We start from the raw sequence: 22,449 nt of genomic DNA on the forward strand, positions 1-22,449 counted from the left end.
GACATCCCCTCGATATGATCAAACGTGCCCTCACCAGCCATTTTGTCTGTCCGCCAGCCCTGGGCCTCGGCTCTGCTCGCCGACGACGCGAACCGTAAAGACATCGAGAACCGGGGCTGGTCGACCAGCCACCGGGGCCGGTTGTACATCCACGCGGCCAAGACCCACGACGAGGACGCCCACCTGTCGTATGAGCTGCTCGACCTGCCCATGCACTACGGGGTGGTCTTGGGCTACGTCGATCTGGTCGACGTCGTGCGCGACTCCCCGTCTCGGTGGGCGGAGCCGTACGCCTACCACTGGGTGACAGCCAACCCCGTGCGTCTGGCCCGCCCGATCGACCTGCGCGGCATGCCCGGACTGTTCTCCTGCGACCCTCGACTGCTGGATCTCGAGGTCGCTGGCGCCGCCAGCGAGGAGACGCTGCCCTTGTTCTAGACCCGGGTCTAGATGACGTATCGGCCGCCGACGTGGCGCAGGTTCTCGCGCCGCCACTCGTCGTCACGGTACGGCTCGCGCACCCACCCGTCCCGGTACAGCACCGCCACCCCGTCTTTGCCGTCGGGGTCTTTGCCGTAGCTGCCGGGCACATCCCACGGCGGCGCCCCCCCGCCGCGTTTCCCGGACGGCGGCTTGACGACGAGTTCGCCTTCGACGAGCTTGGCCAGGCACGCCGCCTGCCGCAGCACATGGTGGCCGCGCTCGTTGTGCTCCAGCAGCGACAGCGCCTTGAACGCCATCCACAGCCCGCCGGTGGTGTCGCCCACGTAGGCGGGCACGTACCCGACATGATCGCCCCACGCCCGCGCCTGGGCGATCGCGTCGAAGGAGCGGCCGTCGAAGTCGTCGCGCATCGACACCCAGGTGAGCCGGTGCCGGTCGGCCAGCTGGGCGGGGCTGATGTTCCACCGGTTCCACGTGGCCGGGCGCACGTTGTCGATCACCACGTCGAAGTCGCACACCTCCAGCCCGTCATCGTCGCCCAGCTCGGCGGCGTGCTTGAACCGCAGGGACTTGCCCTCGTTGATCCACGCCCACAGCTCCTGACCGCGATACAGGGCCTGGATGGGGTCGGGCCGGGACGGGGAGCACCATTTGACGACGTGGTGGCCCTGCTCGGCCAAAAGCATCCCGGCGTAGGCGGGCACCACGTAGGTGCCGATCTCCAGCACGTTCACGACGCGTACCCGCCCACGGCGTCGACCCGGTTGTCTGGGGTGCAGAACACCACCCCGGCGGGCTGCATCTCGGTGGCCCACCGCCACGTCATGATCACGCATTTGTCGCCCTTGACGCCCAGGCGCGCCCCTCCCCCGTTCAGGGTGAACACGCCCTCCTCGCCGGGCAGCACGTAGGTGTCCCACCGCGCCCCGGTCGACAGGTTCACCACGTGCACGCGCTCGTAGGGGCGGATGCCCGCGGCTTTGAGCAGCCGGTGGGCGACGGTGATGGACCCGTGGTACTCCACCGAGGCGTCGGTGACGGTGATGCCGTGGATTTTCGCGCCGACCCAGCACGACAGCGGCTCCCCCGCCGGTTCGAGGTCGACGAACTCCGGACTGCTCATGCTTCTTCCCCCTGCTTCGATATGGGCGGCGCGTACTCAAATGACCTGGTCGACAACCTGCGAGGGTTCAGGTGCGCCTCGCGCAGGCCGGTCCGTTTGGACGTGGTGGCCAGCCGTCGCGCGGGCGGTGTGGTGGATCGCCAGCGGGGCGAACCGGAGTAGTAGGCGATCATCGCCGGGTGGGAGACGACGTTGCGATAGCGGTAACCCCGCTCGTACAGATGCTGGCCCAGCCAGTCGTCGATGCGTCCGCCGATGCCGAGCCCTTGAAAGTCGGGCAGCACCACCAGCCGGTGCCCCATCTTGATCGTTTTGGTTTTCGGGTGCGGGAAGTGCAGGTAGGCGGCGAACGCCACCAGACGCCCGTTGATCCACCCCCCAAAACAGGCGGCGCCGGGGTGGATGTCGCCGCTCAGATAGTGATGGCGGCCAAACATGTGCCAGGCGGATCGGTCCACCGGGGCGATGCAGAGTTCGAGCCTAGGGTGGGGTTGAACCGTCCTCCAGGTGAACACGCCGGAGGCCATGTCGAGCACCCAGTCCGGTTGCAGCCACTCGGCGATGTCGTAGTGGCAGCTGACCGCCACGAACTGGCGTCCGCCCCGCCGGATGGTCTTCTGCAGGGCGTGCGAGGCCACCTGGGCGACCTGCCGGTCCACCACGCTGGTGAACTCGTCCACCACGGTGATCTGCTCGGCGTCGGTGTCGGCCAGCAGCCGGGCCATGTCGGCGCGGAACTGCTCCCCGTTGGACAGCGTGTGGTGCGGGCGTAGCCACGCCGGGGGGGAGGACAGGCCGACCGCGCACAGCAGCCCGGTCACCTCCCGCACCGACGCCTGGGCGGGGAAGTCATCCACGATGGCCGCCCCGGCCGACCAGGCCGGGGCGGCGGCCACCTGCTCAGGCCACAGGTGGCGGGCGATGCTGGTCTTGCCCGACCCGGACGGGCCCACGATCAGGCCGACGTTCCAGTCCTGCTCGGTGAGCGGGAGCCGCAGATCCCACTCCAGGCGCGACTTCTCGGCAATGGGCACGTCGAACATGGCGGCGACCTGCATCAGCCGGGGCGAGCTGATCACCGGCGTTTCGACGGCGACCCGCACCCGGTGCTCGTCCTGCTTCACCTTCTGCTTCACACCCTGCTTCACATCAGCGCCCGCACCGCTAGGCCCTCGTCGTCCAGACGGCGCAGCAGCTCCAGCTGCTGGTCCTCGTCCCGGCATGTGATCACCACCCCCCACACCACCTCGTGTACGTCCACCGGGGCGTCGCCCTCCTCGACGTCGAGCTTCTCGCTCATCTTGTCGAGCAGGTCGGCCAGCCCCTCGTCCGTCCACCCGGTCCCCTGCAAGCTGCCCTGCTCCTCGGCGATGCGTGACAGCAGCTGCGCCAGCTCCGCCTCGTCGTTCTCCGCCTGGTCGGAAGAGGCGTTGTCGACGGCCAGAATGCGCAGCGCGTCCTCCTCTTCCAGATCCAGCAGCGTGGCGGCCACCACCGGCCAGCCCAGTCGCAGCGCCGCCCGGTAGGTGTGGTTGCCCGCCACGATGTGACCGGTCGATTTCTGCACCACCAGCGGCCGGTACTGGCCGTTGACGCGCAGCGACTCGGCGATGACGTCGATGTTGCCGCGCCGGTAGTTACCCGGGTGGTTGGTCAGCTCGGCGACGTCGACCGCCAGGTCGACAAGCTCGGGCAAGATGTTGTGCTCCCCCATGAGTTCGGAGATTAACGGTCAGGTCGAACACGTATGCGCACTGGCGGGCGTGTTGCTCCCAACCCTGGGAGATGCTGGGAACAACGATGGGGGCCATGACTCGCTACGACGCTGACATCCCGTACGACGATGACGACGACGACGGCCCGCCACCCGCACGCCGGGCAGCCCGGCCCGCCCCGGCCTCGTCCAACACCCTGATCGGCATCGTCGGCGGCGTCCTGTCGCTGGTGCTCGCGGGCGGCTTCGGCATCACCACCGCCAACGTGGCCGACGTCCAAGACCAGGTGAGCGCCGTGGACAAGCACGTCGCCGACGTCGACACCTCCCTGGACAAGGTCGACGACCAGATCGACGCCGTCGACAAGCAGGTCGACCAGGTCAACGCCCACGTCAACGACCTGGCCGACGACGACCCCGCCCCGGCGGCGCCGACCGCGCCGGCGCCAACCCCGACGCCGAGCAGCTCGCCGCCGCCGCACGTCAAGGGGTGCTCCAAATGCCGCCAGAAGCTCAAGGCGTTCCTGGCATCACCCCGCCCGACCGTCACGGTGACGGTGACCGCGCAGCCTGTAGGCCGGTGACCGGGTGCCCAAGCTCCTGACGCGCGCCGCCAAGGTCCCCGCCCCCCGCCAGGCCGGGAAGCGCCGCAAGACCGACCCGGATACGGTGCTCGACACCACGGGGGCCTCCCCCGAGCTGGTCGCCTACCTCAAGGAGGCCCTGTCCTGGCTAGGCACCAAGGAGGTGCCCGTCGGGTCGAACCTGACGCAGATCACCCGCCGGTACGGGCCCATCCCCGGCTACCCCTACGACGGGTACGGCTACCCCTGGTGCATGGCGTTCTGCTGGGTCGTCGGCGACATCTCCGGCAGCAAGAAGCTCATCCCGCGCACCGCGTCCACCATCGCGGCCGCCGACTGGTTCAAACAGCGCGGCGCCTGGGGCTCCACCCCCCGGGTGGGGGCGCTGGTGTTCTTCGGCCGCCCCAAGATCGTGCACGTGGAGATCGTCACCCGCGTGTATCCGAACGGGGACTTCCAGACCATCGGCGGCAACACCTCCGGCCAGGACTCCCACGGCCGCATCAACCCCAACGGCGACGGCTGCTACACCAAACGCATCCAGGGCTCCAACCCGCGCATCAACGGGTTCGGCTACCCGGCCTGGCCCGGCCAGGTGCTGGACCGGCCCGCCCGCAAAGGCCGCGGTAAGCACTCCAAGCCCAAGGCGGCCCCGAAGTGGCCGGGCCGCATCCTGACGCTGACCAAGCCGCGCATGAGCGGGCCGGACGTCAAGGCGTGGAAGCTGCAGATGATCGAGCGCGGCTATTCGGACCTGACCGACTCGCCGGTGTTCGGCCGCTCAGCCAGAGACGCGGCGATGGACCTGCAGCGCAAGATCGGGATCGCCGCTGACGGGCGCGTCGGCCGCGACACCTTCGCCGCCGCCTGGGAACATCCGAACGACTGACCTACCTTGAGGGACTGCTGTGATGAACGCTCCTGACCGCCGCCCGGTCAACCTGCCCACCGCCGCGCAGCTCGGCAACGTGCTCACCGACGGGTGCCCCGCCCGACCCGCCTCGCCCGCGTGCGCGGAAATGGAACGCTCCACACCCGTGAACCCCGAAAATGTGGGGGAAAAGGCGGTGGAACGTTCCATTCTACGAGCGGTCAAAGTGCTCGCCTGGGGCTTCGTGTCCAGCGTGCTCATCATGGAGACGATGCTCACCTGGAAGGTCATCTGCTGGGGGTTCGACATCTGACAGGCGTCGCCCCAGCCCGTAGACGACGACCTCCCCGGCCTGGGCCTCACCCGACAGGCACGGCACGACCTCGCCGTCGAGCTTGACCCGGTAGTACGTGGTCACCGCGCGCGCCTGCCCGGCGGGCTCGTACCCGTCTTCGGCCATCTGCTCCAGCATCGCGCCCTGGCACATGGTCGCGGCGATCTCCCCGAGCAGCACCACGCTGGCCGGGCTGCACTGGAAGATCGTCGACTTGCAGAACTCCATCAGCTCATTCACCCCGGCAACTCCCCCCGCTCCCCCACCCGCTCGACCTGCTCGTCGGCCAGGACCTCGCCGCGGATCGGCAACGCCGCCCGGCACGGCCCGCACATCGGCACCTGCACGACGCCGAGCAGCGCGGAGTTCACCGGCCGCTCGCCGACGGCGTCGCCGTCGCACACCCCTTCAGCGTAGGGGTGTGCGACCTGGCAGAAGCAGTGGCAGTCGCCGTTCATGACCGCTGATCGTGCCCATCGTCAGGCTGCTCCCCCGCCGTCGCCTGTGCGAAGGCGTCCACGGCGGTCACCGCGCGGGCGATCTTGACTTTCAGCTGGATCACCTCGGCCAGCTCCTCCCACTCATCCACGCCCATCGCCAGCTGCGTCATCGCCGCGCACTGGTCGTCGGGGTCGTCCGGCTTGACGTGGATCTGCATCACCAGATGTTTGGAGCCGCTGCTGCAGTTCAGCATGTTGACGGAGATGCGTCCCATGGTCAGTTCAGGCTCTCGGTGTCGATGAGATGAGTCGGCGGGTGCTCCCGGACGAGACGGCCGTACCCGTCGAACAGCCAGTCGCCGATGCTGTAGAACTTGCTGCCCAGCTCCGGCGACGGCGTCCACATCGGGGCGCGCGGCTTCAATCCCCGGCGGGTCAGGTCGGCTTCAACCATCTCGTTGTCGGCTCCGCCGTACGCGATCAGCTCGGGCCGGGCCGGGTCCTCGTGGTAGGTGATGATCACGCGGGCGCCGCCGTCGAGGTCTTCCACCAGTACGTTGCTGCCCTGCGGGGCGTCGATCGTGGACAGGATCTCCTCGGCGTAGTCCTCGCTGTCGTCGTCGGCCAGGTCCTGATGCACCCGGTCGGGGACCAGCATCACGATCGGGTCGGCGGCCGCCGCGGCGGCGTCCGCGATCGTGGACGGGTTGGCGTGCACGGTGGCCATCATGTCGGCCACCTGCTGGCAGAAGATCGCGAAGTTGGAGGAGATCGCGGTCAGCTCGGCGATCAGCTTGTTCCACTCGTTGGGCTTGCTCACCCGGCCGGTGTAGGTCTCCTGCATCGCGTACAGAGCGTCATGCAGGCTGGTCGTGATGTTGTACCGGATCTGATCCAGCGGGGTGTCGCCGGGCGCGTCGAAGGCGTCGGGGGTGGTCACGAGCACACCGTATCCAGCCGGGGCGACGTTTTCAGCGAATCCCCGCGCGCACAGGGGTTCCCGGTTGTTCGCGAAGTGTCGAATGAGACGGCATTGCCGTCTTAACATGCGGACATGGAGCTCGGCCAGCTGCTGCGGGAACTACGGTTGACAATGCGCCTATCCCAGCCGGATCTAGCCAAAGAGCTCAAAAGGCTTTCAGGGCGGGACACTGTCACCCGAAACCACATATCCCGGTGGGAAAGCGGCGGCACAACCCCGATCGATTGGCTTCCCCATCTGGCGATGGCGTTGCAAGTGCCATGGCAGGTACTGGAGGACGCCAGATTGCACCGCCGTACATTCCTGATGGATATCGCCGCATTCGGTCTCACCCCGATGCTGCCCGCTCAGATACGCGACGTAGCCACCGAGCTGTTCACCTCGATAGCGGGGGGCGACTCAAGCCCGCTGGCCACCGTCCAGACCAGCCACGTCACCGACCTCAACATCGCGCACCAGGTGGCAGGCGACCGGTTCACCTCGCCCCGACTGATGCGGTGGATGGACGACGCGAACTCCGCGGTCATCCGGGTCAACGCCGCCGGGATTTTGGCCAAGACCCGCGACCCAGAGCACGCCGACCTGGTGGTGCAGGCCCTCGTCCGCGACCGGGACTCGCGCGAGCTGTACCTACGCGCCGTCTCGGCCCGCGTCGGGACCGGCCTGGCCGACCTGGTGCGGGAGCTGTCCAACCCGCGCGATGCCGGGGCGCGCTGGTGCTCGGCCATCCTGTTATCGCAGCATCACTCGGAAAGCTCCCGGCAGGCACTGATCGCAGCCCTACGATCGGAGCCCTCGCGCGAGATCATCAGGAGTATCGCGCTCAGCCTGAATGGAGACCCCCAGTGGAGCTGATCCACATCAAGCACGGCGAGCTGATGGCCACCCTGACCACAGAACTGGCCGCGCGCAACATCACCGACGGCGCGATCGTCAGCCTCATCGGCGGCGCCGACCGGTTCACCATCTCCACCATGCCGAAGGACGACGCCACCAAGGACAACATCTCCACCTACGCCTACCCGGCCGAAATGCACGGGTGCGGCGACATCGCCAACGGGGTCGTGCACATCCACGCCACGATGGGAATCGAAGGCGATCAGGGCGTGGCCGGGCACCTACACGAGGCCCATATCTCCACACACTTCGCCAATGTGTACGTTCTTCCCCTGACTTCCTGACGTGATACCCCCTGCTGGGACTCCCCACCGGCGCCGGGGATCTTTACCGTGGGAATCATGTCAGCCCCTCACCAGGACCTACACGAGCTCGGGGATGATCCTTTCGAGGACGCGCGACAACGGCTATTGAAGCTGTGCGGGTTCGACATGAACCAGGCGCGCGTCATCGAGGTTCGGCACATGCGCGTCCGGGCGCGGGGCTATCCGAACGTGACAGAGATCCGGTACTCACCGCCGCGCTACGAGGTGTTCGAGGACGGGCAGCTAATGCTGTCGGCGACCGCCGAGGACGTGGCCTGCTTGCCTGATCCCGCAAAGGGTGAGAACTCATGACCGTGTTCCGTCACGCCTGCCCCGGGCCGCACTTTTGCGGACAGGAGTACTGCTTCCGCTCGTGCGGCAGCTTCCAGTGCCGGATCTGTCACCCGCCCTCGCCGGCGGCCGCGGAAGGACGGCGGCGCACCGAGCTCGCCGAAACGATCGTTCGGCAGCTGGGGGAAGCCGCCGAGAAGATCATCCCCGAGCCGGTCGGGAAGGCCCCCGATCCGCCGGTGATCCCGTCGCAGCCGTCCGAGACCGACGGCCGGTTGCACCGGGCCCTGCGAGGGCTGCTCCCCTGATGCTTGGCGAGCCGGGCAAGAGCGCAGCCATGACCACCCGTAATGCGCTCGTCCCAACCCCTGGTGCCCGTGCTCGCATCCGAGCGGGCCCCCCGCGCAGCGACGGGCGCAGGGGGCCCGCACCACCTCCACCCCAAGGCCCTCGGCGGGGGCCAGCCACCGGTGCCACCCAGGCCGGTCGACTTGCCCCGCCAGGTGGGTTGACCGAGCCCCCGCCGAGGTTCCACCAGAGCCCGCGACAGCCGTACACCCCAGATCTAGGATGCCGGTCATGGCCTACGTCGCTCAATCCACCGCCCTCGCCCAGATCCTGGCCTACCGCCTGGCATCCGGGCAGACGATCGTCATGCCCTCCCCCGAGGGGTCGACCGTGTCCGCGACCGCCGACGGACTGTTCCTGGACGGCGTCACCGCCGAGGAGCTGCCCGGCGAGGTACAGACGATGCTGGGGCACATCGAGATCGCCGTGCACATGGCGCACCGAGCGCGCACCGACGACGCGGCTAAGTCCGAGCTCGACCGGCTGACCCACTACGCGTGCACCAAGTGCCAGCTGCGATGCGGCGAATACGTCGACGGCGTATGGCAGAAGTGCCGCCGGTGCACCGGGCAAGGAACCCTGCTCAACGCCTGAACAAGGAGCCCCTCGTGCCGACCATGATCTGCCCCAAGTGCAACGGTTCGTGCGGGAAGAACGTCTCCAAGACGATCACGATCAAGAAGAAGGACGGCACCACCGAACAGGTCACGACCACCGTGTGGGAGAGCTGCAGGAGATGCGGCGGGCAGGGAAACGTCCGCTCCGACTGATCAGTCCCGCACCCGATCGGTTGCGGCCGGGTTGGCGGGCGCGGCCGGCGCCTTGTACATGAGCTGGATGTCGACCTGTTCGGCCTGCTCGCCGACGGCGGCCGCGATCTCGTGCAGGCCCGCCTCGGCGAACACCAGAGCCATGGCCCGCATGTAGTCGCCCAGCACGTGGGCGGGCACCCACAGCTTGCCGCCGAAGGAGACGGGGTTGACGGCCAGCTGGCCGACGCTGGGGGGCTGCTCGCTCATGCCGCCCACCTTAGCTCCCGGCGCAGGCCCCGGTGTAGACCTCCCCCGCCCGCGCGGCCGCCTGGTCGGCCTGGTAGGTCTGCAGTCTGCGGGCGCGGTTGTAGGCGGTGATGGCGGTAGCCTGGACGATGACCTCGCCCGGCACCTGGTCGAGCTCGCTCTTGAAACAGTGACCGCCGTCCCCGACGGCAGCGTGCTCGTTCTCGTGGTCGGCCAGCGCGCCGACCAGGTCGTACACCCACAGCGGGTAGGACAGCGGCTCGGTCGACAGCTGGTAGTTCATGCAGGTCAGGATGCCAGCAGGTCGGCGGCCGCCGCCTGCAGGCGCGACCTTAGAGGACGCCTTTCATGGCGTTGCCGGTCCAGCGGTCGACGTCGTCTTCGAGGTAGTTGAACACGATCGGGGAGCCGTCCTTCCACCGGCCCTGGCGGCAGATGGCGGCCAGGTCGTACCCGGCCGCCCGGGAGGCGGACGCGCCGCCGCGGCGCAGGCTGTGCGAGCTGATCTCTTTTTTCAGCCCGGCGGCGCGAGCGCGGCGCTTGACCATCTCGTTGATGCCCGCGCCGGTGAAGCGGCCGGGTCCGCGTTGTTTGGAGCGGCCGTGGCGCACCAGCTTGCGGCCGTCGGAGGACATCGGCCGAAACACCGGGCCGGTGGTGACGCCCTGGGTGTTGAGCCACTGGACCCAGAACTTGACCGCGCGGACGGCGCACAGCAGCGGCTCGTCGGCGTAGGGGATGGCGCACACGTCGCCGCGTGCCATCTGGTCGGTCTTGGACTGCGCGATGTAGATCATCATGCCTTCGTCATCCAGGCGCAGGTCGTGCAGGTCCAGCCCGGACAGCTCGCCGCGGCGGCCCATCATGGTGAACTCCAGCAGGAACAGGGCCACGTCGCGGGCATCCATCGGCGTCTCGCCCGGCTTCATGTGGGTGACGACCTGCATCAGCTCGGCGCGGGTGATGCCGGGGGCCTGGCGGACGCGGCCGCCGTCTGCGGCCCACTGGTTGCGATAAGCCTTCAGCACGGCGGCGGCCTTGAAGCCGTCCGGCGCGTCGTGTCCAAGAGTGCGATGTTGACTCTTTACTGCCGCTATGGCCTGTTCGATCGAGGCCGGGGCGGGGGGCGTGCCACGCTCGGTTACACGTTCGGTCATCCAGGTGACGAAGTCGGCCAGGGTGTCAGCGTCGCAGGGAATGCACGGCCGGTCGTGGTTATCGCAGAACTCGCCGAACAGGTCGAGTCCGCGGGCGTAGGCCTTCCGGGTGTTCTCCGGCACGGACTTCTCCAGCCACGCGGCGGTGCGCCGGGCGATGTCGTCGCCTTTGGCGGGCGGCAGCTCGGAGACCTGGTCGAGGCCGAACAGTGCGCCTTGTGCGGTCACGGTGTGTAGTCCTTCTGGGGGTGGCGGCGAGTGGAAGCCCGGTTGGTGGCTCCTCGTTCCGCCGTGGTGTGCGTTCGTGCAGGTCAGCTCATTATCCGCTGGTTCTGATCTTCTTCGCTGTCCCCACTATAAGAGTCCTTATCGCATTCCGGGGCGCGCGGCGATAACCGTGACCTCCCCGTCATCGCTTCACCGTCCCGCATGCGCGGTTGCCCGCACGTTGCACTTCGGTACCTGGCGTCCCAAGCGGGTCCGGCTCCGGCCCTGGGCGCGCCTCACCCCAAGCAACGATGTCCGGACTGTCATGTTCCGTGTCCGTATGTACGGGTAGAGCGGCACCACAGGTGCTGCTTAACCCGGACTCGTTGGGCGGAACGCGCGCCTTTACAAAGTAGATTTCTCGGGCGGCGCCACTAGGCTCGGACAGCCTCGATACGCTGCCTGCCATGACCTCCCCCAGCGATCCCCGCGACGAGCAGCCCGTCGACGACGCCGACGTACCCGACCAGGTGAAAGCGCTCCTGCAGCTGGCGGCCGCCGTCGTGCCGGTGCTCGACGACGCCCACAACGCGGGCAAACGCCTCGACGTGCTGCGCGACCGACAAGACATCGCCGTCGAGTGCGTCAAGGCCGTACTCGAAGAGCTACAGGCGCGGGCCGACGAGGCCGCCCAGCGGGACGCCACCAGCGGGCACGAGCCCCAGTAGGTTTCCCCGGCGCGCGACGGGTTCGCGCTTAGGATGCCGCTCATGGAACTCATCGGCGAGCACGCGCACGATCAGCCCAACGCCATGGCCAATGCCGCCGGTGAGATGTTCTTCCCCGACAGCGCCGCCGACGCGTGCTTGTTCGCCCGCCTCCACGAGGCTCGCCCGGTGGCCACCCCGCACCGGGTGCGGGTGACGCTGGAGTGGAACCATCTGCCCGCCCAGCTGGCCGAGGAGCTGCGCGACAACGTCGTCCGCCTGATCAGCGCCATGTACGAGCCCAGCGCGGTGGCCGCCACCTACGTGGAGCCCAACCCGCCGGCCGACGAGCTGTAGGCGCGCGGCCGTTACATCTACCACTCCCCCGAGGGAAACCAGGCGCTGGTCAGGCGACCAGACGGCCGCAGTGATGGCACGCCTTGGCGCCCATCTTCACTCGCTTTTCGCAGTACGGGCAACGCGTCTTGAACTCCGGGTTGACCGTGACGCCGAAGATGACGAGCGCGAGCCACAGCCAGAAGGTGTAGCCGAGCGGGCCCCACAGCAGCGACAGCAGGAACGCGACCAGACCGGCGGCAATCAGCGCGGTCAGCCACACGCGGATAGAAAACAGCGTCTGCCAGTTGATCATCTTGGCCACGGCCTTGGTGACTTCCCAGACGCGGGACATGTCCAATCGGGTGTCTTCTCTCCTCGTACAGCGGGTTGAGCGACAATACCCGTATTCGGGTAGTAAAAGATACGTTTGACCGTTTTAGCACCCCGCGTCCGGACCAGCGGGCCTGGTGCAGCGCGCTCTACAGCATGCGGGGCAATCGCTCCAGCCAGGCGATGGTGTCAGCCTGGGTGCATGGCCAGGGATTCATGCATGCCTCGCAGGCGATCCAGGCGCTGGAGATGGGGCCGTCGTCCCAGCGAGTGAGACGGGGCCAGTGCCCGCACAGCGGCGGAGTGGGCAGGTAGCCGAGCTCGCGGCTGCGGGACACCCACTGCCCTGCTGTGGCGCGGGTGACGCGGAACCATTCACACACCGCGTACAACGGATCGCGCCCGTCATGGACAGCGCGCAGGTACACCGTCGCCACGTAGATGATCTTGCGGCGGGAAGTCATCATCTACCTTCTTCGCTGAGCAGTCGCTGCAGCAGCGCCCCGTAGCGTTCGCCGAGCATCCCGGCCGGAGTGCGACGCCCGATCTCCCAGGCCACCACGGCTCCATCGGTGCATCCGAGCCACCGGCCGAGCGTCGCTCTCGATAGCCCGGCGTCGTCTCTGATGCGGCGTCGCTGGACCGGCGCGAGGCGGCGCACCCACAGCAGCACCTCACCGGGCGACGAGCCAGGTCCGGGGCTCGCGGCGGGGCGCGTGTCGTTAGACATGTCCATGGTCATGTCCATTGACGGTACGGCTGCGCGGGCTGCTCGTCGCCGTACGGCACGCGGGCACGCGGGCGGAGTAGCCGCCCGGTGACGGTGCGCGGCGATAGGCTGCGCGGTGTGAGCGACAGCACCCCCGATCGTGACAAGCCCGGCTCCGACGACGTGTGGATCACCTCGGATCTGGATGAGAAGACCAGCACCTACCGGGTGAAGATCAGCTACGGTCAGGATCGCTCCATCGGGCTGGGCCCGAACGAGGCGTTGCGCTATGCCAGCGCGGTGCTGGAGGCGCGCATCCGCGCCATGCATGACGCTGCGGTGATACGGCAGCTGCATCGCAAGCTGACCGTCCCGCTGCAGATGTGCGGCCAGGCCGTGGCGGCGCTGCGCGCTGACCGGGCGCCGCTGAATCACAAGGCGACGCGGCCGCTGATGCTGGAGCCCGGCGTGAGCCAGGAGCTGGAGCCGTTCCTCGCGGTGCATATCGACGGCAAGCGCGTCGGTCAGTGGGACGTCAAGCAGGCCTACGAGCACGCGCTCGGTGTTCTGGAGGTCGTGAGCGCCGCTGATCTGGACGCCGCCTACTACCGCTACCTGATCGGGCCGAGCCACGGCATCGACAAGGGCCGCGCCTCGAACATGGTCGGCGATCTGGCCAACTTCATGGAGTATGAGTGATCCGGATCGTGGTCGAGTCCCAGGTGTCGACCTTGGCGCGGCCGAGCGAGCGGGTCGAGCTGGAGAGCGACAGCGAGTGGGATCTGTCCAAGGCGATCGACATGTGCTGCCGCATCGACGAGCTGATCAAGAGCGGTCGTACGGCGGGCAGCGAGCTCGGGTGAGCGAGCTGCGTGACACGGCGCTGCGGGCCGCGTGGTTCGCTGACGCCGATTTTCAGCGCCTGGTGCTCCGTACGCACCGGCGCGAGCTGCGCACGGTCCTTCTGGTGGCATCGGCGATCGGCTACACCCTCGGCATGATCGTCGGCTCCTACCTCAGCTGATCGTCGTCGGTCGGGGGGCGCATCCAGGAGCGGGCGCGCCAGGCCACGATCGCCGCGGCGATGAACACCCAGGCCACCAGGGCGTAGAACACCCACAGAGTGCCGACGATGACCGACGCGACGCCGAACGCGACGGTGACCAACGCCAGAGCGGCGATCATCCGGACGTCGCGGTCGTTGCTGCGGGTCAGCATGATGGTCCAGGAGACGGGCAGCACGCCCAGACCACCGAACACCAGCAGGACGCGGCCGAGCACGACGTCGCCGCCCGCGAGCACCACGGCGCCGATGACGACGAGCAGCGCCCCGCCGGTCATGGCGTAGAACGTGCGGCGCGCACGCGCCAAGCTCAGCGAGGGCGGGCGAGAGTGGGCCGGGCGTGGGTCGCTCACCCGCCCATCATCGCGGGGCGAGACGCGCGCTGCCCAGCTTTCCGCCCAGATCGTGTCATCGTGAGAACAGGCGTTCCAACGATTTGCGGGGGTTCGATCATGTTCGCGGATACGGGGCGGGTAGTGGCCGCCACGCTGGCGGTCGCGGCGGCCGGGTTCATCGTAGTGTTCGTGCGCTTCATCCAGGTCGACGGCTACGAGCAGGGCTCGGCGATGACATGGGTGGTGTGCGCGCTACTCGGCGGCGCGCTCCTCGTGCTCGGGGCGCGCGCGTTCGGCCGGATGCGAGAGCGGGGGCTGCTCGTCGGGTCGATGCTGTTCGCGTTCCTCACGGTGTTCTGGCTGGTGTTCTTCACCACGATGTCCGGCCCGTTCCGGGCGGGCCTGGGCGCCGTGCTTGTCGCGCTGACCGCGCAGGCGCTGGCCGCCTGGCGCATCCTGGACGACCCGCGCCGCACCGTACGAGGGGGGCAAGCATGAACAAGGCCGAGCTGATCGCGCTGATCGGGCCCATCATCGTGTACGTGCTCAAGGCCATGTCGGACCGGCAGGCCGACCGCGCCGCGTCGGCCGGCGCGCGCGCCCCGCGGCCCCGCCGGTCCTGGGACGACTACGAAGACGACGGCGGCATCTAGTTGACCGACAGCCGCCAGAAGTCGCGGGCCTGACGCCATTCCAGGCGGCGGATGACGGACTCCACCTCGGTGACGGCCGTCATGATGAAGAACGTGGCGACGAACGCGGCCGCCCCTGCTGTCTCGGAGTAGCCCAGCAGCAGGGCGACCGAGCAGGCCATCAGCAGGCAGCTGAACACCTTGGCCGCGACCACGATCCGACGCAGACGAGCGAGCCGGATCGCGCGCGCCTTGGGCAGGCTACGTCCTGCCGGGTGCTCCAGCATGGTCCACCGTCCCCCGAGGGTTGATCGTCTGAGGGTTCCTTTGTACCTCGCCGGTTAGAACGTGGTCGGCCCGTAGTGCTCCGACAGGCTGCACAGATACCGGCGGTAGAACTCCGAGGCGTCCGCGCGGCGTAGCCACTGGTCGCTCGCCTGGTCCCAGCCCCCGGCGGCGTCGACCACGTCGCCGAACACCGAGGCGAGACCTTCGGCGACCTCGACGAAGGCATCGGGGTCGGTGATCCACCGGGTGATGATCTCCTCGCACAGCTGCCCGGCCCACATGTCGGTACGGGTGAGCTTGATGTCGCTGCCGAGCGACCAGGCCAGGTGACGCAACGCGTCGGCTTCCCACGAGCCGGGGCGTCCGGCGATGAGCAGCTCGGTGGGGCGCATCCCGTTGTCGACCATGGTCTGCTTGGCGACCTTGAACACGGCGACGGCGAGCGTTCCGGCGGCCTTCTTCCCGGCCTTGGTGAGCGCCTGGACCATCGCATGGTGGTCGCCCTCCGGCATCGGCACGACGGGCCGCCACGGGCCGTACTTCTCGCCGAGCTGAGCCAGGCTGATCACCTCGTCGTTGGCGCCTCCCCGCCGGTAGACGACCTGTTCGCCGAGTGCTTTCTCCTCGTCGGTGTAGGGGTGGGTGGCGAACCAGCCGCGGCCCTGGCCGTCGACGACTCGGGAGGGGAAGTTGTTACTGCTCACGGGGGCGGGTTCCTTCCACGTCGGTGCGCGACAGCAGGTGGTTCAGCGACAGCTGATCGTTGAGCGTCAGCCAGGTGTCGCCGTGAACGGGTTTGGTGGCGACGAGCAACCGGTCCTTGATCATCACGTTGACGGCGGCATCGATGTAGGAGAACAGCTCGTCCAGGATCTCCGGCCGGACCCGTTCGCCGGGGTAGATGTCGTTGATCAGGTGGTCCAGGCGGCGCGGCTTACCGTCGGATAGACAGGCGATGACGAGCAGCACGGCCAGGGGCGATGCGTGCGTTCGGGGGGCAGACATGGCGGCGGGTCAGGTCTCCTCGGGGATGAGGCCGCATTGGCGGAGAGCGGCGGTGTTGGCGGCCTCCATCGCGGCGTAGGTGGGATGCAGGGCGGGCCAGCCCGGTTTCGGGGTGAGCACCGTGGCGGGCAGCAGTTGCCACATCAGGGCCAGCCGTACGGTGGGGTGGTCGAGCCCTGCGACGGCCAGCCAGCCCGCGCACAGCTCGTCACAGCTCGACTTGTGGCAGCCGAACATGGGCGACCCCCACGCCGGGCCGTACCCGTCTGAGTCGCGCACGGTGTTCTCGGCGTAGTCGACCAGGTTGTCGAAGACGCGCCGCCCTTCGTTGTCGACCCGCCAGGGGCAGGCGCCGCACGGGGCGGCGCGGTGGGGGAGCGGTCGCGGGGTGTCCTGGGTCATGTCCGGTCGACGGCCTCGATCTGCTCCGTGGACAGGTGGGCGAAGGTATACGGCAGAGCTGTCGGCGGGTCGTGATAGACCGTCTCGATGGCGCGTTCGATGGGGCGACTCGTGTCGTCGGGGGTGGCGAGCAGCGTCGACAGCAGATCACCGATCGCGTACTCGGCGCGGCCCGCCCGCTCTTCGAGGGTGCCGGGGCCGAGATCGCCGGTCACGGTCATCGTCCAGGCGTACACGCCGGGCTCGACATCGACGAGGGTGCCCGCCTCGTCGAGCATGTCTCGTCGCGCGGCGTCCATGGGGCCGTCCCAGGCGAAGGTGATGCGATAGGTCCAGCTGCCTGCCCTTGTGGCGACCACAGGCGGGTCCTCTCGGCCGGAGGTGAGACCGGCGGGGCGTCGCCGGTCCCTACCCCTTTCTAGCGGTCTATCAGGTGTTCTTGCGCGTCGACACCCATGCCTGCGCTGCTTGGGCGAGCGCGTCTTCCGGCTCGATGCGCAGCTGGTCGGCGAGCTCGATCAGGTCGCGCGTCAGCTCCTCGGGCAACCCGACGGTGAACAGGGTGTCCTGCACCGGTTTGGCGGCCCGCCGGTCAGCCAGTGTCACGACCGGCGCGGCGCGCTGCTCGTCGCCAGGCTGGTCGGTGAACGCCGCTTCGGGCACGGCAGGCGGCGGGGCCGGCGGCGGGGCCGGCGCGGGCGAGCGCGGCTTGGTCTGCTTCTTGGCGCCGACGCTGCGCGCTTCCCGGACGGTGATCTTCCCTTCGCGTAGGTCCTGCTGCATCTCGTCCGGGAGCTTGAGCAACGCCATGCGCTGGGACACGAACGACTGGGTCTTGCCGATGGACTTGGCGACATCGCTCTGAGTCCAGCCCTTGGCGTCCATCAGCGTCTTGAGGGTCTCGGCCTCGTCGATCTCCGACAGGTCGTCGCGCTGAATGTTCTCAATCAGCGCCTCTTCAAGGGCGGCTGTCGCGTCCATGCGGACGTACACGGGGACCTCGTGCAGACCGGCCAGCCGGGCAGCTTGGATACGGCGATGTCCGGCGATGATGACGTAGCCGACGCGGGGCACGACGTCGTCCAGGTGCAGGCGCGTCTCGATGAACTTCGAGCGCGGCGTGATGAGCAGTGGCTGCAAGACGCCGCGCTCGGTCATGGACGCCGCGAGCTCTTCGATCTTCCGGTAAACCTTGCGTGGATTGAGCGGGTTTTCCGTCAGATCGGTGAGAGGCAGTTCGGTGGGCGGGGCGTAGGTGTGGGGGGCGATCGGCGTCGGATCGTCGTCGGCGAACGTTCGCCGCTGGCCTCGGCGGCGCTGATATTCCTGCCCCATCAGCTGCTCACCGCCGCCATGCTGCGGCTGGCGGGCTCCATGGCGATCTCCAGAGTGAGATCGGCGAAGTCGCCGCGCGCCTTGAGGCCGATGGTGTTCTCGGGATACTCGGTGCACACCACGCCTTGCTCGGGGGCGCGGGAGTGGAGCTTGTATCCACGGATGGTGGAGCGGAAGACCGGCCAGTGCGGGCGCTTGGCCAGCCAGCGGCGCAGGTTTCTCAGATCGACGTCGTTCTCGGAGGCGCCGCAGTTGTTGATCAGGATGCGGAACGGTTTGGGGTGCGCGCGCATCGTGCGCTCGACGGTCCACATGGTTGGCTCGTAGCACAGAGCCTCGGGCTCCATGGGGACGATGATCTCGTCGGCCATGTCGAGGACGGCGCGTAGCACGGTCGCCTGCTTGGAGTCGTCCATGCCATCCCAGGTGTCCTCGTCGGGCGGGGTCCAGCCCGGGGTGTCGATGAGGATGTAGCGGTACCCGTCCTCGATGAGGTCTTGGATGAGCCCGGCTTCGAGGGAGGCGTCGACGTAGTCGAAGGGCAGGAGTTCCTTGTTCTGGATGCGCTTGGCCCAGCCGAGGGAGGAGCCCTGCGGGTCGACGGAGACCACGACGACTTCGCACTGATATTCGGCGCGCTGCTCGGGCGTCAGGTGCTTGGTGAGGTTGTGCCCGAGAGTGGCGGCCACGTTGATGGTGGTCGTCGACTTGCCGACACCGCCCTTGCGATTGACGAACGCGATCACGCGCGGGCGTTCGACCTGGAACACCCCGGCAGGCGTGGCGGCGGCTTGGAGGAGCTGAGACACGGGTGGGCCTTCTTTCGTGGGTTCGCGAGTGCCCTGGTGGGGCCCCGGTACTAACGAGGGGGAGCGGCGCTGAGTCTGCCAGAGGCTGGCGCCGTGTTCCACGTGAATCGTGTTTGTGCAGGTCAGAGCGGCGTGTGAGGGGCCGCATCTGGATCACAGGAGCGAGCGGTGATTATTACCGCGGTAATAATCGTCATGATCACGGTCATGGGCGGGGGCCGCAGCTGGGTCACAGGTGCGGGCTGCCCCATTATTACCGCGGTAATAATGGGCGAGCGCGCGCGCATGTGTGCGGTGGTTGCGGCCTGCTGGTGTGCGCTGGATGCGGCGGCGGGCGGGCGGCGCGCGGCGCATTTCGGGCGACGTGTGCGGTGGTTGCGGCTACTCGGGGAGGAGTTCCAACTCTTCGTATGCGTAGGTACGGCGGCGCCGCCAGTGGGCGGGCATCTGCTCGTCGTCGAACTCGACGACGTAGCCGACGTAGGCGTCGCCGGTGAGCTGGGCGAGGACGCGGGCGAGGTAGGCGGACTGGTCGGTGGTCGGCGACTCGCGGGGGACGGCCCACACTGTGTCGCCGGGGGCGTAGCTGTCGGGCTGGGGCGGGGTGTCGGACAGGCGGGCCATCACGGGGCGTCGCTGTAGTCGCTGATGGGGTTCTCCTGCTCGTCGATGAGCCAGACGGAGCTCACGTACCGGTCTCGGGTCGAGGGGTGGCCGTGCTCGTGCATGTCCTCGGTGTAGTCCTCGGACCAGTCGAGCATCCGGTGCAACACGTTGACGTCGGCGGCAGCCCAGCCGGGCACGGTCCGGGTGAGGGTGAACAGGTACTCGACCTCTTCGACGGCGACCACGCTCACGGATATCTCCACCGGGTCGGCGGGCAGATCCGACGGGTAGTCGCACGCGCAGGGTTCGAGCTCGTGGGAGCGGGCGGTGGCCAGCGGCCGGTTGCAGGTCGAGCACAGCGGGCGACGGGGCGGGCCGATGAACGACAGATCGGCGTACGGCACGTCCGGGGCGACGGGTTCGGTTGCTGGTTCGGTGTGCACGAGGGGTCTCCTGTGAGCTGGTTGCGGTCAGCGGCGGCGGGGCGGAAGAGTGGCGATGAGCTCGGCCATGATCTCTGCCTTGGCGCGGGCCTGTTCTTCGGTGGTGGCGTCGGCGCGGTAGGCGGTGCGCCCGGCGGGCCATGGCCAGGCGCGCACGTGGGAGTCGGGGCGGCCGGGTTGCCAGACGATGCACCAGGCGCGGCCGGACGGCTCGTACACGGTCCATTCGATGCCGTCGTGCATGCGGAACTCGTCGCCGAGCCGGGTCACGGGCGGTCGGTGAGGTCGGCGCGGGTGTACTGGCCGTACAGGGTCTGCTCGATCTCGGGGCGCTCGTCGCGGTGGACCAGCTCGATCTCGTCGCCCTCGTCGGGCAGCATGCTGAGAGTTGAGCCGGAGTCCCAGCGGATGGCGATGTCCGGGAACGGGTGGGCGTCGATGCGGGTGATGGTGCCCAGCTCGCCGGGCTTGAGGCGGGTGTGCGGGTCGGTAGTGCGGACCAGGGCGATGCGGTCGCCGCGCTGAAGGTCGTCGTGCATGGGGTTCTCCTGTGATGTGGTTGCGGTCGGCCGGGAACGGCGGGGGTTCAGGCGGCGCCGAGTTGGATGTGGGCGAGCAGCTGGTCGTCGATGGGCGCGTGGAGAACGCAGTCGACGTTCATGGTCAGCCGGAGGGGGCGGCCGCCGGTTGCGGGCTGGTGCCAGGTGCAGGTGCACAGGCGGGGCAGGCGGGGCGCGGTGTCGAGGTTGGCCAGCGCGTACAGGTGGTCCTCGAACGCCTCGGTGACGCTGTCTTCGTCCCATGCGGGGGTGTCCCAGAAGCCGCAGGTGCAGCTGCCCTGCACGCGGGTTTCGTTGGCGCGTGCGGAGTGGTGGATGTCGACGTCGGTGCTCAGGTGGTGGCCGATGGCGGCCGCTCGGGTGCGGATCTGCAGGTCTTGGTCGGCGAGCCGGTGCGGGGGTCGCTGGTGGACTTCGACGTCTTGGATGTCGGCGATGAACTGGCGGGGCTTGCCGCGGGTGTCGGTGACGGTGGCGTGGGGGTTGTCGTCGAGGTCGAACAGGTGGGTGACGATGCCGTCGATGGTGGTGACGGCGTCGGGCATGGTGGGGTCGGAGACGACGGCGGAGACGTAGTCGCCGAGCTTGATGGTGGTCATGTGATTTCCCCCTCGCGTTTTTCTGTACTCGTATCATATCGGAGATTCTCAGTATTTCGCAAACTTATAGAGTGTAGTTTTTGGGAGGGGGGCGCGGCGTTCGCGCCCCCCTCGTCCCCCGGTTACAGCTGCTTGGCGGCGGCGGCCATGGCCATGTTCTTGGCGCGCTTCTTGAGTTCCTGGGTCTTCTCCAGGCTGCGCCCGGCGTAGGAGTCGACGTTGCGGAACGGGCGGATGTGGTCGGCGTACTCGCCGCCCGCCTGCATGAGCCCGTACGCGGTGCCCCGGATGCCTTCGCAGGTGACGGAGTTGTACACCTCTGCCAGCTTTTCGCGGGCGACGCGCACGTTCGTCGTGGCGATCTTGCTCAGCTCGTGGTCGTTGGCCGAGGGGTAAATGAAGTCGGTCAGGAACTTCCCCTCCTGGGCCTTGGTGACCTTGGCCAGGATCATGTGCTCGGCGGTCTCGCGGTACAGCTCGATCTGCTTCTGGGCTCCGGCGATGGCCTGGCGGGCTTCGGCGGCGATCTGCTCGACGCGGGACTTCCAGTTCTTGGTGTGGCGGAAGGTGTAGACGGCCTCGTCGGCGTCGGCGCGCACCTCGGAGGCGTGCCAGGTGTTCTGGCAGACGATGCGCACGTTGGTGGCGATCGCCCGGCAGGAGCCGTGCCCGTCGTGGGAGTTCATCAGCGCCATGTAGCGGCGCGTCAGCGACGGGTCGCCCTTGAGCTCGATGGGGTCGCCGAGCTCGAACAGCGCCCACACGCGCTGCCCCCCGGCTAGCGATCCCATGGTGGAGATCGTGTATTTGTCGTCGACGAGGATCGAATCGGCGATGACGCCCATGTCGGTGTTGGTGATCAGGGCCAGGCTGTCCATGCTGATCGCCAGGCGGTCATAGTTGTCGGAGCGGACGATCTCGTTCCATCCGGCGGCGGGCACGAACACCTCTTCGGGCTCGTTGGTGTCGGCGTTGATCTGCACGCGCTTGGCGTAGACGGGCTGCTGAATCGGGTCCCAGTCGAGCCCGGCTTCGCGGCGTGCTTCGTCCCAGCTGCCGGGCGCGGTGTCGAGGACCTTGGCCAGTCCGTGCCAGGCGGGCTCGCGGACGGTGAACATGCTGTCGGTGGAGGTGATGCCGTGTGCCATTTGGTGTCCCCTTGGTGTTCGTCTGGTGCGTTTGCGTTGTTCTGACGTGTTTCACACTATCGGAATCTACGCGAACTCGCAAACCGTAACAGTGTAGTTTTTCGCGCGTTATGCCAGGTCGGAGCGCCGACGAGCGGTTACACAGGGGCACGGGCGCTGGCGAGCGCTTCCCGGCCCGCACGCGTGAGCACCAGGCGCTGATGGCCATGCTTGCCGGTGGGCCGCTCGCGGCGCAGCAGGAACGCGCACAGCAGCACGTTCAGATCCGGGTCAGGACAACCGTTGGTGTAGAGGTGACCTGTGGCGGCCAGCTCCAGCACCTGCACCAGATCGCCAGACAGGGCGATCACGAGACGACCCCGGTTCGGGCGGCGCCGCCGGCGGTTGGGCGCGGTAGCCGTACGGCGAGGCGGTGTGGCGTGC

Annotated in this window: 45 protein-coding genes; 16 read left to right on the forward strand and 29 right to left on the reverse strand. The window is 68.2% G+C overall.

Translation table 11 applies throughout. The annotated features are described in order from the left end of the window. Window positions 1-42: 42 nt before the first annotated feature. Window positions 43-438 (forward strand): ASCH domain-containing protein, encoded by a 396-nt coding sequence (locus ACIBG8_RS54345; RefSeq protein ID WP_397351324.1) that lies wholly within the window; start codon window positions 43-45, stop codon window positions 436-438. A gap of 8 nt (window positions 439-446) precedes the next feature. Here the strand turns inward: ACIBG8_RS54345 and ACIBG8_RS54350 are convergent, their stop codons facing one another. From ACIBG8_RS54350 to ACIBG8_RS54365, 4 genes are read right to left on the reverse strand one after another with little or no spacing between them, the layout of a single operon-like run. Continuing rightward, complete coding sequence (locus tag ACIBG8_RS54350; RefSeq protein ID WP_397351325.1) at window positions 447-1,178, reverse strand: CoA transferase; 732 nt, start codon at window positions 1,176-1,178, stop codon at window positions 447-449. Beyond that, window positions 1,175-1,567 (reverse strand): aspartate 1-decarboxylase, encoded by a 393-nt coding sequence (locus ACIBG8_RS54355; RefSeq protein ID WP_397351327.1) that lies wholly within the window; start codon window positions 1,565-1,567, stop codon window positions 1,175-1,177. Before ACIBG8_RS54355 ends, ACIBG8_RS54350 begins: the two co-directional genes overlap by 4 nt. Continuing rightward, on the reverse strand, window positions 1,564-2,703 hold the full coding sequence (locus tag ACIBG8_RS54360; RefSeq protein ID WP_397351328.1) for a GNAT family N-acetyltransferase: 1,140 nt from the start codon (window positions 2,701-2,703) through the stop codon (window positions 1,564-1,566). The genes ACIBG8_RS54355 and ACIBG8_RS54360 overlap by 4 nt, the downstream gene beginning before the upstream one ends. 8 nt (window positions 2,704-2,711) lie before the next feature. Next, window positions 2,712-3,281, reverse strand: coding sequence for a ParB N-terminal domain-containing protein (locus ACIBG8_RS54365; RefSeq protein WP_397351329.1), 570 nt, complete (start codon window positions 3,279-3,281; stop codon window positions 2,712-2,714). Window positions 3,282-3,376: 95 nt separating this feature from the next. Here ACIBG8_RS54365 and ACIBG8_RS54370 point away from each other — a divergent pair, with 95 nt between their 5' ends. Together ACIBG8_RS54370 and ACIBG8_RS54375 are read left to right on the forward strand one after the other, a co-directional pair. Then, window positions 3,377-3,865, forward strand: a complete 489-nt coding sequence (locus ACIBG8_RS54370) for a hypothetical protein (RefSeq protein ID WP_397351330.1) — start codon at window positions 3,377-3,379, stop codon at window positions 3,863-3,865. A gap of 4 nt (window positions 3,866-3,869) precedes the next feature. Then, window positions 3,870-4,754, forward strand: a complete 885-nt coding sequence (locus ACIBG8_RS54375) for a CHAP domain-containing protein (protein WP_397351331.1) — start codon at window positions 3,870-3,872, stop codon at window positions 4,752-4,754. Between the two features lie 193 nt (window positions 4,755-4,947). Here ACIBG8_RS54375 and ACIBG8_RS54380 read toward each other — a convergent pair whose 3' ends face one another. The 4 genes from ACIBG8_RS54380 to ACIBG8_RS54395 are packed head-to-tail and all read right to left on the reverse strand — an operon-like array spanning window position 4,948 to window position 6,450. After that, a complete protein-coding gene (locus tag ACIBG8_RS54380; protein ID WP_397351332.1) occupies window positions 4,948-5,310 on the reverse strand; it encodes a hypothetical protein in 363 nt (120 codons plus the stop codon). Beyond that, the gene (locus ACIBG8_RS54385; protein ID WP_397351333.1) at window positions 5,307-5,528 is read right to left on the reverse strand and encodes a hypothetical protein; all 222 of its coding nucleotides are present in this window, start codon (window positions 5,526-5,528) and stop codon (window positions 5,307-5,309) included. The genes ACIBG8_RS54380 and ACIBG8_RS54385 overlap by 4 nt, the downstream gene beginning before the upstream one ends. Then, window positions 5,525-5,785 carry a hypothetical protein gene (locus ACIBG8_RS54390; RefSeq protein ID WP_397351334.1) on the reverse strand — a complete coding sequence of 87 codons (261 nt, stop codon included), beginning with the start codon at window positions 5,783-5,785 and terminating at the stop codon, window positions 5,525-5,527. Before ACIBG8_RS54390 ends, ACIBG8_RS54385 begins: the two co-directional genes overlap by 4 nt. Before the next feature lie 2 nt (window positions 5,786-5,787). Continuing rightward, window positions 5,788-6,450 (reverse strand): hypothetical protein, encoded by a 663-nt coding sequence (locus ACIBG8_RS54395; RefSeq protein ID WP_397351335.1) that lies wholly within the window; start codon window positions 6,448-6,450, stop codon window positions 5,788-5,790. A 114-nt stretch (window positions 6,451-6,564) separates the two neighbouring features. Here ACIBG8_RS54395 and ACIBG8_RS54400 point away from each other — a divergent pair, with 114 nt between their 5' ends. From ACIBG8_RS54400 to ACIBG8_RS54425, 6 genes are all read left to right on the forward strand, one after another. After that, window positions 6,565-7,347, forward strand: a complete 783-nt coding sequence (locus ACIBG8_RS54400; RefSeq protein WP_397351336.1) for a helix-turn-helix domain-containing protein — start codon at window positions 6,565-6,567, stop codon at window positions 7,345-7,347. After that, a complete protein-coding gene (locus ACIBG8_RS54405; RefSeq protein WP_397351337.1) occupies window positions 7,338-7,673 on the forward strand; it encodes a PCC domain-containing protein in 336 nt (111 codons plus the stop codon). The genes ACIBG8_RS54400 and ACIBG8_RS54405 overlap by 10 nt, the downstream gene beginning before the upstream one ends. 57 nt (window positions 7,674-7,730) lie before the next feature. Continuing rightward, window positions 7,731-8,006, forward strand: coding sequence for a hypothetical protein (locus ACIBG8_RS54410; RefSeq protein ID WP_397351338.1), 276 nt, complete (start codon window positions 7,731-7,733; stop codon window positions 8,004-8,006). Further along, complete coding sequence (locus ACIBG8_RS54415; protein WP_397351339.1) at window positions 8,003-8,293, forward strand: hypothetical protein; 291 nt, start codon at window positions 8,003-8,005, stop codon at window positions 8,291-8,293. Before ACIBG8_RS54410 ends, ACIBG8_RS54415 begins: the two co-directional genes overlap by 4 nt. Window positions 8,294-8,564: 271 nt before the next feature. Next, window positions 8,565-8,927, forward strand: coding sequence for a hypothetical protein (locus tag ACIBG8_RS54420; RefSeq protein WP_397351340.1), 363 nt, complete (start codon window positions 8,565-8,567; stop codon window positions 8,925-8,927). A gap of 14 nt (window positions 8,928-8,941) precedes the next feature. Then, window positions 8,942-9,103, forward strand: coding sequence for a hypothetical protein (locus ACIBG8_RS54425; RefSeq protein WP_397351341.1), 162 nt, complete (start codon window positions 8,942-8,944; stop codon window positions 9,101-9,103). Here the strand turns inward: ACIBG8_RS54425 and ACIBG8_RS54430 are convergent, their stop codons facing one another. The 3 genes from ACIBG8_RS54430 to ACIBG8_RS54440 are packed head-to-tail and all read right to left on the reverse strand — an operon-like array spanning window position 9,104 to window position 10,737. Then, window positions 9,104-9,352, reverse strand: coding sequence for a hypothetical protein (locus ACIBG8_RS54430; protein ID WP_397351342.1), 249 nt, complete (start codon window positions 9,350-9,352; stop codon window positions 9,104-9,106). It abuts the gene before it with no gap. A 10-nt stretch (window positions 9,353-9,362) separates the two neighbouring features. After that, on the reverse strand, window positions 9,363-9,635 hold the full coding sequence (locus tag ACIBG8_RS54435) for a hypothetical protein (RefSeq protein WP_397351343.1): 273 nt from the start codon (window positions 9,633-9,635) through the stop codon (window positions 9,363-9,365). Between the two features lie 49 nt (window positions 9,636-9,684). After that, the gene (locus tag ACIBG8_RS54440; RefSeq protein WP_397351344.1) at window positions 9,685-10,737 is read right to left on the reverse strand and encodes a hypothetical protein; all 1,053 of its coding nucleotides are present in this window, start codon (window positions 10,735-10,737) and stop codon (window positions 9,685-9,687) included. A 446-nt stretch (window positions 10,738-11,183) separates the two neighbouring features. Between ACIBG8_RS54440 and ACIBG8_RS54445 the strand changes: the two genes are divergently transcribed. Together ACIBG8_RS54445 and ACIBG8_RS54450 are read left to right on the forward strand one after the other, a co-directional pair. After that, window positions 11,184-11,444 carry a hypothetical protein gene (locus ACIBG8_RS54445; protein WP_397351345.1) on the forward strand — a complete coding sequence of 87 codons (261 nt, stop codon included), beginning with the start codon at window positions 11,184-11,186 and terminating at the stop codon, window positions 11,442-11,444. Window positions 11,445-11,486: 42 nt separating this feature from the next. Beyond that, window positions 11,487-11,780 (forward strand): hypothetical protein, encoded by a 294-nt coding sequence (locus ACIBG8_RS54450; protein ID WP_397351346.1) that lies wholly within the window; start codon window positions 11,487-11,489, stop codon window positions 11,778-11,780. Window positions 11,781-11,829: 49 nt separating this feature from the next. Here ACIBG8_RS54450 and ACIBG8_RS54455 read toward each other — a convergent pair whose 3' ends face one another. From ACIBG8_RS54455 to ACIBG8_RS54465, 3 genes are all read right to left on the reverse strand, one after another. After that, window positions 11,830-12,114: a hypothetical protein gene (locus ACIBG8_RS54455; protein ID WP_397351347.1), complete on the reverse strand. Its 285-nt coding sequence runs from the start codon at window positions 12,112-12,114 to the stop codon at window positions 11,830-11,832. 127 nt (window positions 12,115-12,241) lie between these two features. After that, on the reverse strand, window positions 12,242-12,559 hold the full coding sequence (locus tag ACIBG8_RS54460) for a hypothetical protein (protein ID WP_397351348.1): 318 nt from the start codon (window positions 12,557-12,559) through the stop codon (window positions 12,242-12,244). Further along, window positions 12,556-12,822: a helix-turn-helix domain-containing protein gene (locus ACIBG8_RS54465; RefSeq protein WP_397351349.1), complete on the reverse strand. Its 267-nt coding sequence runs from the start codon at window positions 12,820-12,822 to the stop codon at window positions 12,556-12,558. Before ACIBG8_RS54465 ends, ACIBG8_RS54460 begins: the two co-directional genes overlap by 4 nt. Window positions 12,823-12,939: 117 nt before the next feature. Between ACIBG8_RS54465 and ACIBG8_RS54470 the strand changes: the two genes are divergently transcribed. From ACIBG8_RS54470 to ACIBG8_RS54480, 3 genes are read left to right on the forward strand one after another with little or no spacing between them, the layout of a single operon-like run. Beyond that, entirely contained in the window at window positions 12,940-13,500 is a 561-nt protein-coding gene (locus ACIBG8_RS54470; RefSeq protein WP_397351350.1) for a hypothetical protein, read from the forward strand. Further along, window positions 13,497-13,664, forward strand: coding sequence for a hypothetical protein (locus ACIBG8_RS54475; RefSeq protein ID WP_397351351.1), 168 nt, complete (start codon window positions 13,497-13,499; stop codon window positions 13,662-13,664). The genes ACIBG8_RS54470 and ACIBG8_RS54475 overlap by 4 nt, the downstream gene beginning before the upstream one ends. Next, window positions 13,661-13,825 carry a hypothetical protein gene (locus tag ACIBG8_RS54480; protein ID WP_397351352.1) on the forward strand — a complete coding sequence of 55 codons (165 nt, stop codon included), beginning with the start codon at window positions 13,661-13,663 and terminating at the stop codon, window positions 13,823-13,825. Before ACIBG8_RS54475 ends, ACIBG8_RS54480 begins: the two co-directional genes overlap by 4 nt. Here ACIBG8_RS54480 and ACIBG8_RS54485 read toward each other — a convergent pair. Continuing rightward, a complete protein-coding gene (locus ACIBG8_RS54485) occupies window positions 13,813-14,217 on the reverse strand; it encodes a hypothetical protein (RefSeq protein ID WP_397351353.1) in 405 nt (134 codons plus the stop codon). The two genes, ACIBG8_RS54480 and ACIBG8_RS54485, sit on opposite strands and share 13 nt — an antisense overlap. Before the next feature lie 99 nt (window positions 14,218-14,316). Here ACIBG8_RS54485 and ACIBG8_RS54490 point away from each other — a divergent pair, with 99 nt between their 5' ends. Next, entirely contained in the window at window positions 14,317-14,697 is a 381-nt protein-coding gene (locus ACIBG8_RS54490) for a hypothetical protein (RefSeq protein ID WP_397351354.1), read from the forward strand. Beyond that, the gene (locus tag ACIBG8_RS54495) at window positions 14,694-14,852 is read left to right on the forward strand and encodes a hypothetical protein (protein WP_397351355.1); all 159 of its coding nucleotides are present in this window, start codon (window positions 14,694-14,696) and stop codon (window positions 14,850-14,852) included. The genes ACIBG8_RS54490 and ACIBG8_RS54495 overlap by 4 nt, the downstream gene beginning before the upstream one ends. Here the strand turns inward: ACIBG8_RS54495 and ACIBG8_RS54500 are convergent. From ACIBG8_RS54500 to ACIBG8_RS54565, 14 genes are all read right to left on the reverse strand, one after another. Then, window positions 14,849-15,118 carry a hypothetical protein gene (locus ACIBG8_RS54500; protein WP_397351356.1) on the reverse strand — a complete coding sequence of 90 codons (270 nt, stop codon included), beginning with the start codon at window positions 15,116-15,118 and terminating at the stop codon, window positions 14,849-14,851. The genes ACIBG8_RS54495 and ACIBG8_RS54500 overlap by 4 nt on opposite strands. A gap of 54 nt (window positions 15,119-15,172) precedes the next feature. Next, window positions 15,173-15,823 carry a hypothetical protein gene (locus tag ACIBG8_RS54505; RefSeq protein ID WP_397351357.1) on the reverse strand — a complete coding sequence of 217 codons (651 nt, stop codon included), beginning with the start codon at window positions 15,821-15,823 and terminating at the stop codon, window positions 15,173-15,175. Next, entirely contained in the window at window positions 15,813-16,124 is a 312-nt protein-coding gene (locus ACIBG8_RS54510; RefSeq protein ID WP_397351358.1) for a hypothetical protein, read from the reverse strand. The genes ACIBG8_RS54505 and ACIBG8_RS54510 overlap by 11 nt, the downstream gene beginning before the upstream one ends. A 9-nt stretch (window positions 16,125-16,133) precedes the next feature. Continuing rightward, the gene (locus tag ACIBG8_RS54515; RefSeq protein WP_397351359.1) at window positions 16,134-16,526 is read right to left on the reverse strand and encodes a DUF6283 family protein; all 393 of its coding nucleotides are present in this window, start codon (window positions 16,524-16,526) and stop codon (window positions 16,134-16,136) included. Next, window positions 16,523-16,885 carry a hypothetical protein gene (locus tag ACIBG8_RS54520; protein WP_397351360.1) on the reverse strand — a complete coding sequence of 121 codons (363 nt, stop codon included), beginning with the start codon at window positions 16,883-16,885 and terminating at the stop codon, window positions 16,523-16,525. The genes ACIBG8_RS54515 and ACIBG8_RS54520 overlap by 4 nt, the downstream gene beginning before the upstream one ends. A gap of 70 nt (window positions 16,886-16,955) precedes the next feature. After that, window positions 16,956-17,861 (reverse strand): ParB/RepB/Spo0J family partition protein, encoded by a 906-nt coding sequence (locus ACIBG8_RS54525; RefSeq protein ID WP_397351361.1) that lies wholly within the window; start codon window positions 17,859-17,861, stop codon window positions 16,956-16,958. Next, on the reverse strand, window positions 17,861-18,670 hold the full coding sequence (locus ACIBG8_RS54530) for a ParA family protein (RefSeq protein ID WP_397351362.1): 810 nt from the start codon (window positions 18,668-18,670) through the stop codon (window positions 17,861-17,863). Before ACIBG8_RS54530 ends, ACIBG8_RS54525 begins: the two co-directional genes overlap by 1 nt. A 381-nt stretch (window positions 18,671-19,051) precedes the next feature. Next, a complete protein-coding gene (locus ACIBG8_RS54535) occupies window positions 19,052-19,297 on the reverse strand; it encodes a hypothetical protein (protein ID WP_397351363.1) in 246 nt (81 codons plus the stop codon). After that, window positions 19,294-19,719 carry a hypothetical protein gene (locus ACIBG8_RS54540; RefSeq protein WP_397351364.1) on the reverse strand — a complete coding sequence of 142 codons (426 nt, stop codon included), beginning with the start codon at window positions 19,717-19,719 and terminating at the stop codon, window positions 19,294-19,296. Before ACIBG8_RS54540 ends, ACIBG8_RS54535 begins: the two co-directional genes overlap by 4 nt. A gap of 27 nt (window positions 19,720-19,746) precedes the next feature. Beyond that, complete coding sequence (locus ACIBG8_RS54545; protein WP_397351365.1) at window positions 19,747-19,989, reverse strand: hypothetical protein; 243 nt, start codon at window positions 19,987-19,989, stop codon at window positions 19,747-19,749. Then, on the reverse strand, window positions 19,986-20,258 hold the full coding sequence (locus ACIBG8_RS54550; RefSeq protein WP_397351367.1) for a DUF4314 domain-containing protein: 273 nt from the start codon (window positions 20,256-20,258) through the stop codon (window positions 19,986-19,988). The genes ACIBG8_RS54545 and ACIBG8_RS54550 overlap by 4 nt, the downstream gene beginning before the upstream one ends. 47 nt (window positions 20,259-20,305) lie before the next feature. Continuing rightward, window positions 20,306-20,878: a hypothetical protein gene (locus ACIBG8_RS54555; RefSeq protein ID WP_397351368.1), complete on the reverse strand. Its 573-nt coding sequence runs from the start codon at window positions 20,876-20,878 to the stop codon at window positions 20,306-20,308. Window positions 20,879-21,000: 122 nt separating this feature from the next. After that, window positions 21,001-22,026 carry a DUF932 domain-containing protein gene (locus tag ACIBG8_RS54560; RefSeq protein ID WP_397351369.1) on the reverse strand — a complete coding sequence of 342 codons (1,026 nt, stop codon included), beginning with the start codon at window positions 22,024-22,026 and terminating at the stop codon, window positions 21,001-21,003. 137 nt (window positions 22,027-22,163) lie between these two features. Beyond that, window positions 22,164-22,376, reverse strand: a complete 213-nt coding sequence (locus ACIBG8_RS54565; protein ID WP_397351370.1) for a hypothetical protein — start codon at window positions 22,374-22,376, stop codon at window positions 22,164-22,166. Between the last annotated feature and the right edge of the window lie 73 nt (window positions 22,377-22,449).

The sequence above is a fragment of the Nonomuraea sp. NPDC050556 genome (assembly GCF_044457355.1).
Lineage (GTDB): Bacteria > Actinomycetota > Actinomycetes > Streptosporangiales > Streptosporangiaceae > Nonomuraea.

What these genes read in the sequence shown, in the direction of transcription:
- ACIBG8_RS54510 (WP_397351358.1), bottom strand. Translation starts at nt 16,124, where the DNA reads ATGTCTGCCCCCCGAACGCACGCATCGCCCCTGGCCGTGCTGCTCGTC.
- ACIBG8_RS54525 (WP_397351361.1), bottom strand. Translation starts at nt 17,861, where the DNA reads ATGGGGCAGGAATATCAGCGCCGCCGAGGCCAGCGGCGAACGTTCGCC.
- ACIBG8_RS54550 (WP_397351367.1), bottom strand. Translation starts at nt 20,258, where the DNA reads ATGCACGACGACCTTCAGCGCGGCGACCGCATCGCCCTGGTCCGCACT.
- ACIBG8_RS54400 (WP_397351336.1), top strand. Translation starts at nt 6,565, where the DNA reads ATGGAGCTCGGCCAGCTGCTGCGGGAACTACGGTTGACAATGCGCCTA.
- ACIBG8_RS54560 (WP_397351369.1), bottom strand. Translation starts at nt 22,026, where the DNA reads ATGGCACACGGCATCACCTCCACCGACAGCATGTTCACCGTCCGCGAG.
- ACIBG8_RS54450 (WP_397351346.1), top strand. Translation starts at nt 11,487, where the DNA reads ATGGAACTCATCGGCGAGCACGCGCACGATCAGCCCAACGCCATGGCC.
- ACIBG8_RS54385 (WP_397351333.1), bottom strand. Translation starts at nt 5,528, where the DNA reads ATGAACGGCGACTGCCACTGCTTCTGCCAGGTCGCACACCCCTACGCT.
- ACIBG8_RS54355 (WP_397351327.1), bottom strand. Translation starts at nt 1,567, where the DNA reads ATGAGCAGTCCGGAGTTCGTCGACCTCGAACCGGCGGGGGAGCCGCTG.
- ACIBG8_RS54365 (WP_397351329.1), bottom strand. Translation starts at nt 3,281, where the DNA reads ATGGGGGAGCACAACATCTTGCCCGAGCTTGTCGACCTGGCGGTCGAC.
- ACIBG8_RS54465 (WP_397351349.1), bottom strand. Translation starts at nt 12,822, where the DNA reads ATGTCTAACGACACGCGCCCCGCCGCGAGCCCCGGACCTGGCTCGTCG.
- ACIBG8_RS54495 (WP_397351355.1), top strand. Translation starts at nt 14,694, where the DNA reads ATGAACAAGGCCGAGCTGATCGCGCTGATCGGGCCCATCATCGTGTAC.
- ACIBG8_RS54460 (WP_397351348.1), bottom strand. Translation starts at nt 12,559, where the DNA reads ATGATGACTTCCCGCCGCAAGATCATCTACGTGGCGACGGTGTACCTG.
- ACIBG8_RS54490 (WP_397351354.1), top strand. Translation starts at nt 14,317, where the DNA reads ATGTTCGCGGATACGGGGCGGGTAGTGGCCGCCACGCTGGCGGTCGCG.
- ACIBG8_RS54500 (WP_397351356.1), bottom strand. Translation starts at nt 15,118, where the DNA reads ATGCTGGAGCACCCGGCAGGACGTAGCCTGCCCAAGGCGCGCGCGATC.
- ACIBG8_RS54455 (WP_397351347.1), bottom strand. Translation starts at nt 12,114, where the DNA reads ATGTCCCGCGTCTGGGAAGTCACCAAGGCCGTGGCCAAGATGATCAAC.
- ACIBG8_RS54555 (WP_397351368.1), bottom strand. Translation starts at nt 20,878, where the DNA reads ATGACCACCATCAAGCTCGGCGACTACGTCTCCGCCGTCGTCTCCGAC.
- ACIBG8_RS54415 (WP_397351339.1), top strand. Translation starts at nt 8,003, where the DNA reads ATGACCGTGTTCCGTCACGCCTGCCCCGGGCCGCACTTTTGCGGACAG.
- ACIBG8_RS54370 (WP_397351330.1), top strand. Translation starts at nt 3,377, where the DNA reads ATGACTCGCTACGACGCTGACATCCCGTACGACGATGACGACGACGAC.
- ACIBG8_RS54430 (WP_397351342.1), bottom strand. Translation starts at nt 9,352, where the DNA reads ATGAGCGAGCAGCCCCCCAGCGTCGGCCAGCTGGCCGTCAACCCCGTC.
- ACIBG8_RS54420 (WP_397351340.1), top strand. Translation starts at nt 8,565, where the DNA reads ATGGCCTACGTCGCTCAATCCACCGCCCTCGCCCAGATCCTGGCCTAC.
- ACIBG8_RS54390 (WP_397351334.1), bottom strand. Translation starts at nt 5,785, where the DNA reads ATGGGACGCATCTCCGTCAACATGCTGAACTGCAGCAGCGGCTCCAAA.
- ACIBG8_RS54445 (WP_397351345.1), top strand. Translation starts at nt 11,184, where the DNA reads ATGACCTCCCCCAGCGATCCCCGCGACGAGCAGCCCGTCGACGACGCC.
- ACIBG8_RS54515 (WP_397351359.1), bottom strand. Translation starts at nt 16,526, where the DNA reads ATGACCCAGGACACCCCGCGACCGCTCCCCCACCGCGCCGCCCCGTGC.
- ACIBG8_RS54435 (WP_397351343.1), bottom strand. Translation starts at nt 9,635, where the DNA reads ATGAACTACCAGCTGTCGACCGAGCCGCTGTCCTACCCGCTGTGGGTG.
- ACIBG8_RS54410 (WP_397351338.1), top strand. Translation starts at nt 7,731, where the DNA reads ATGTCAGCCCCTCACCAGGACCTACACGAGCTCGGGGATGATCCTTTC.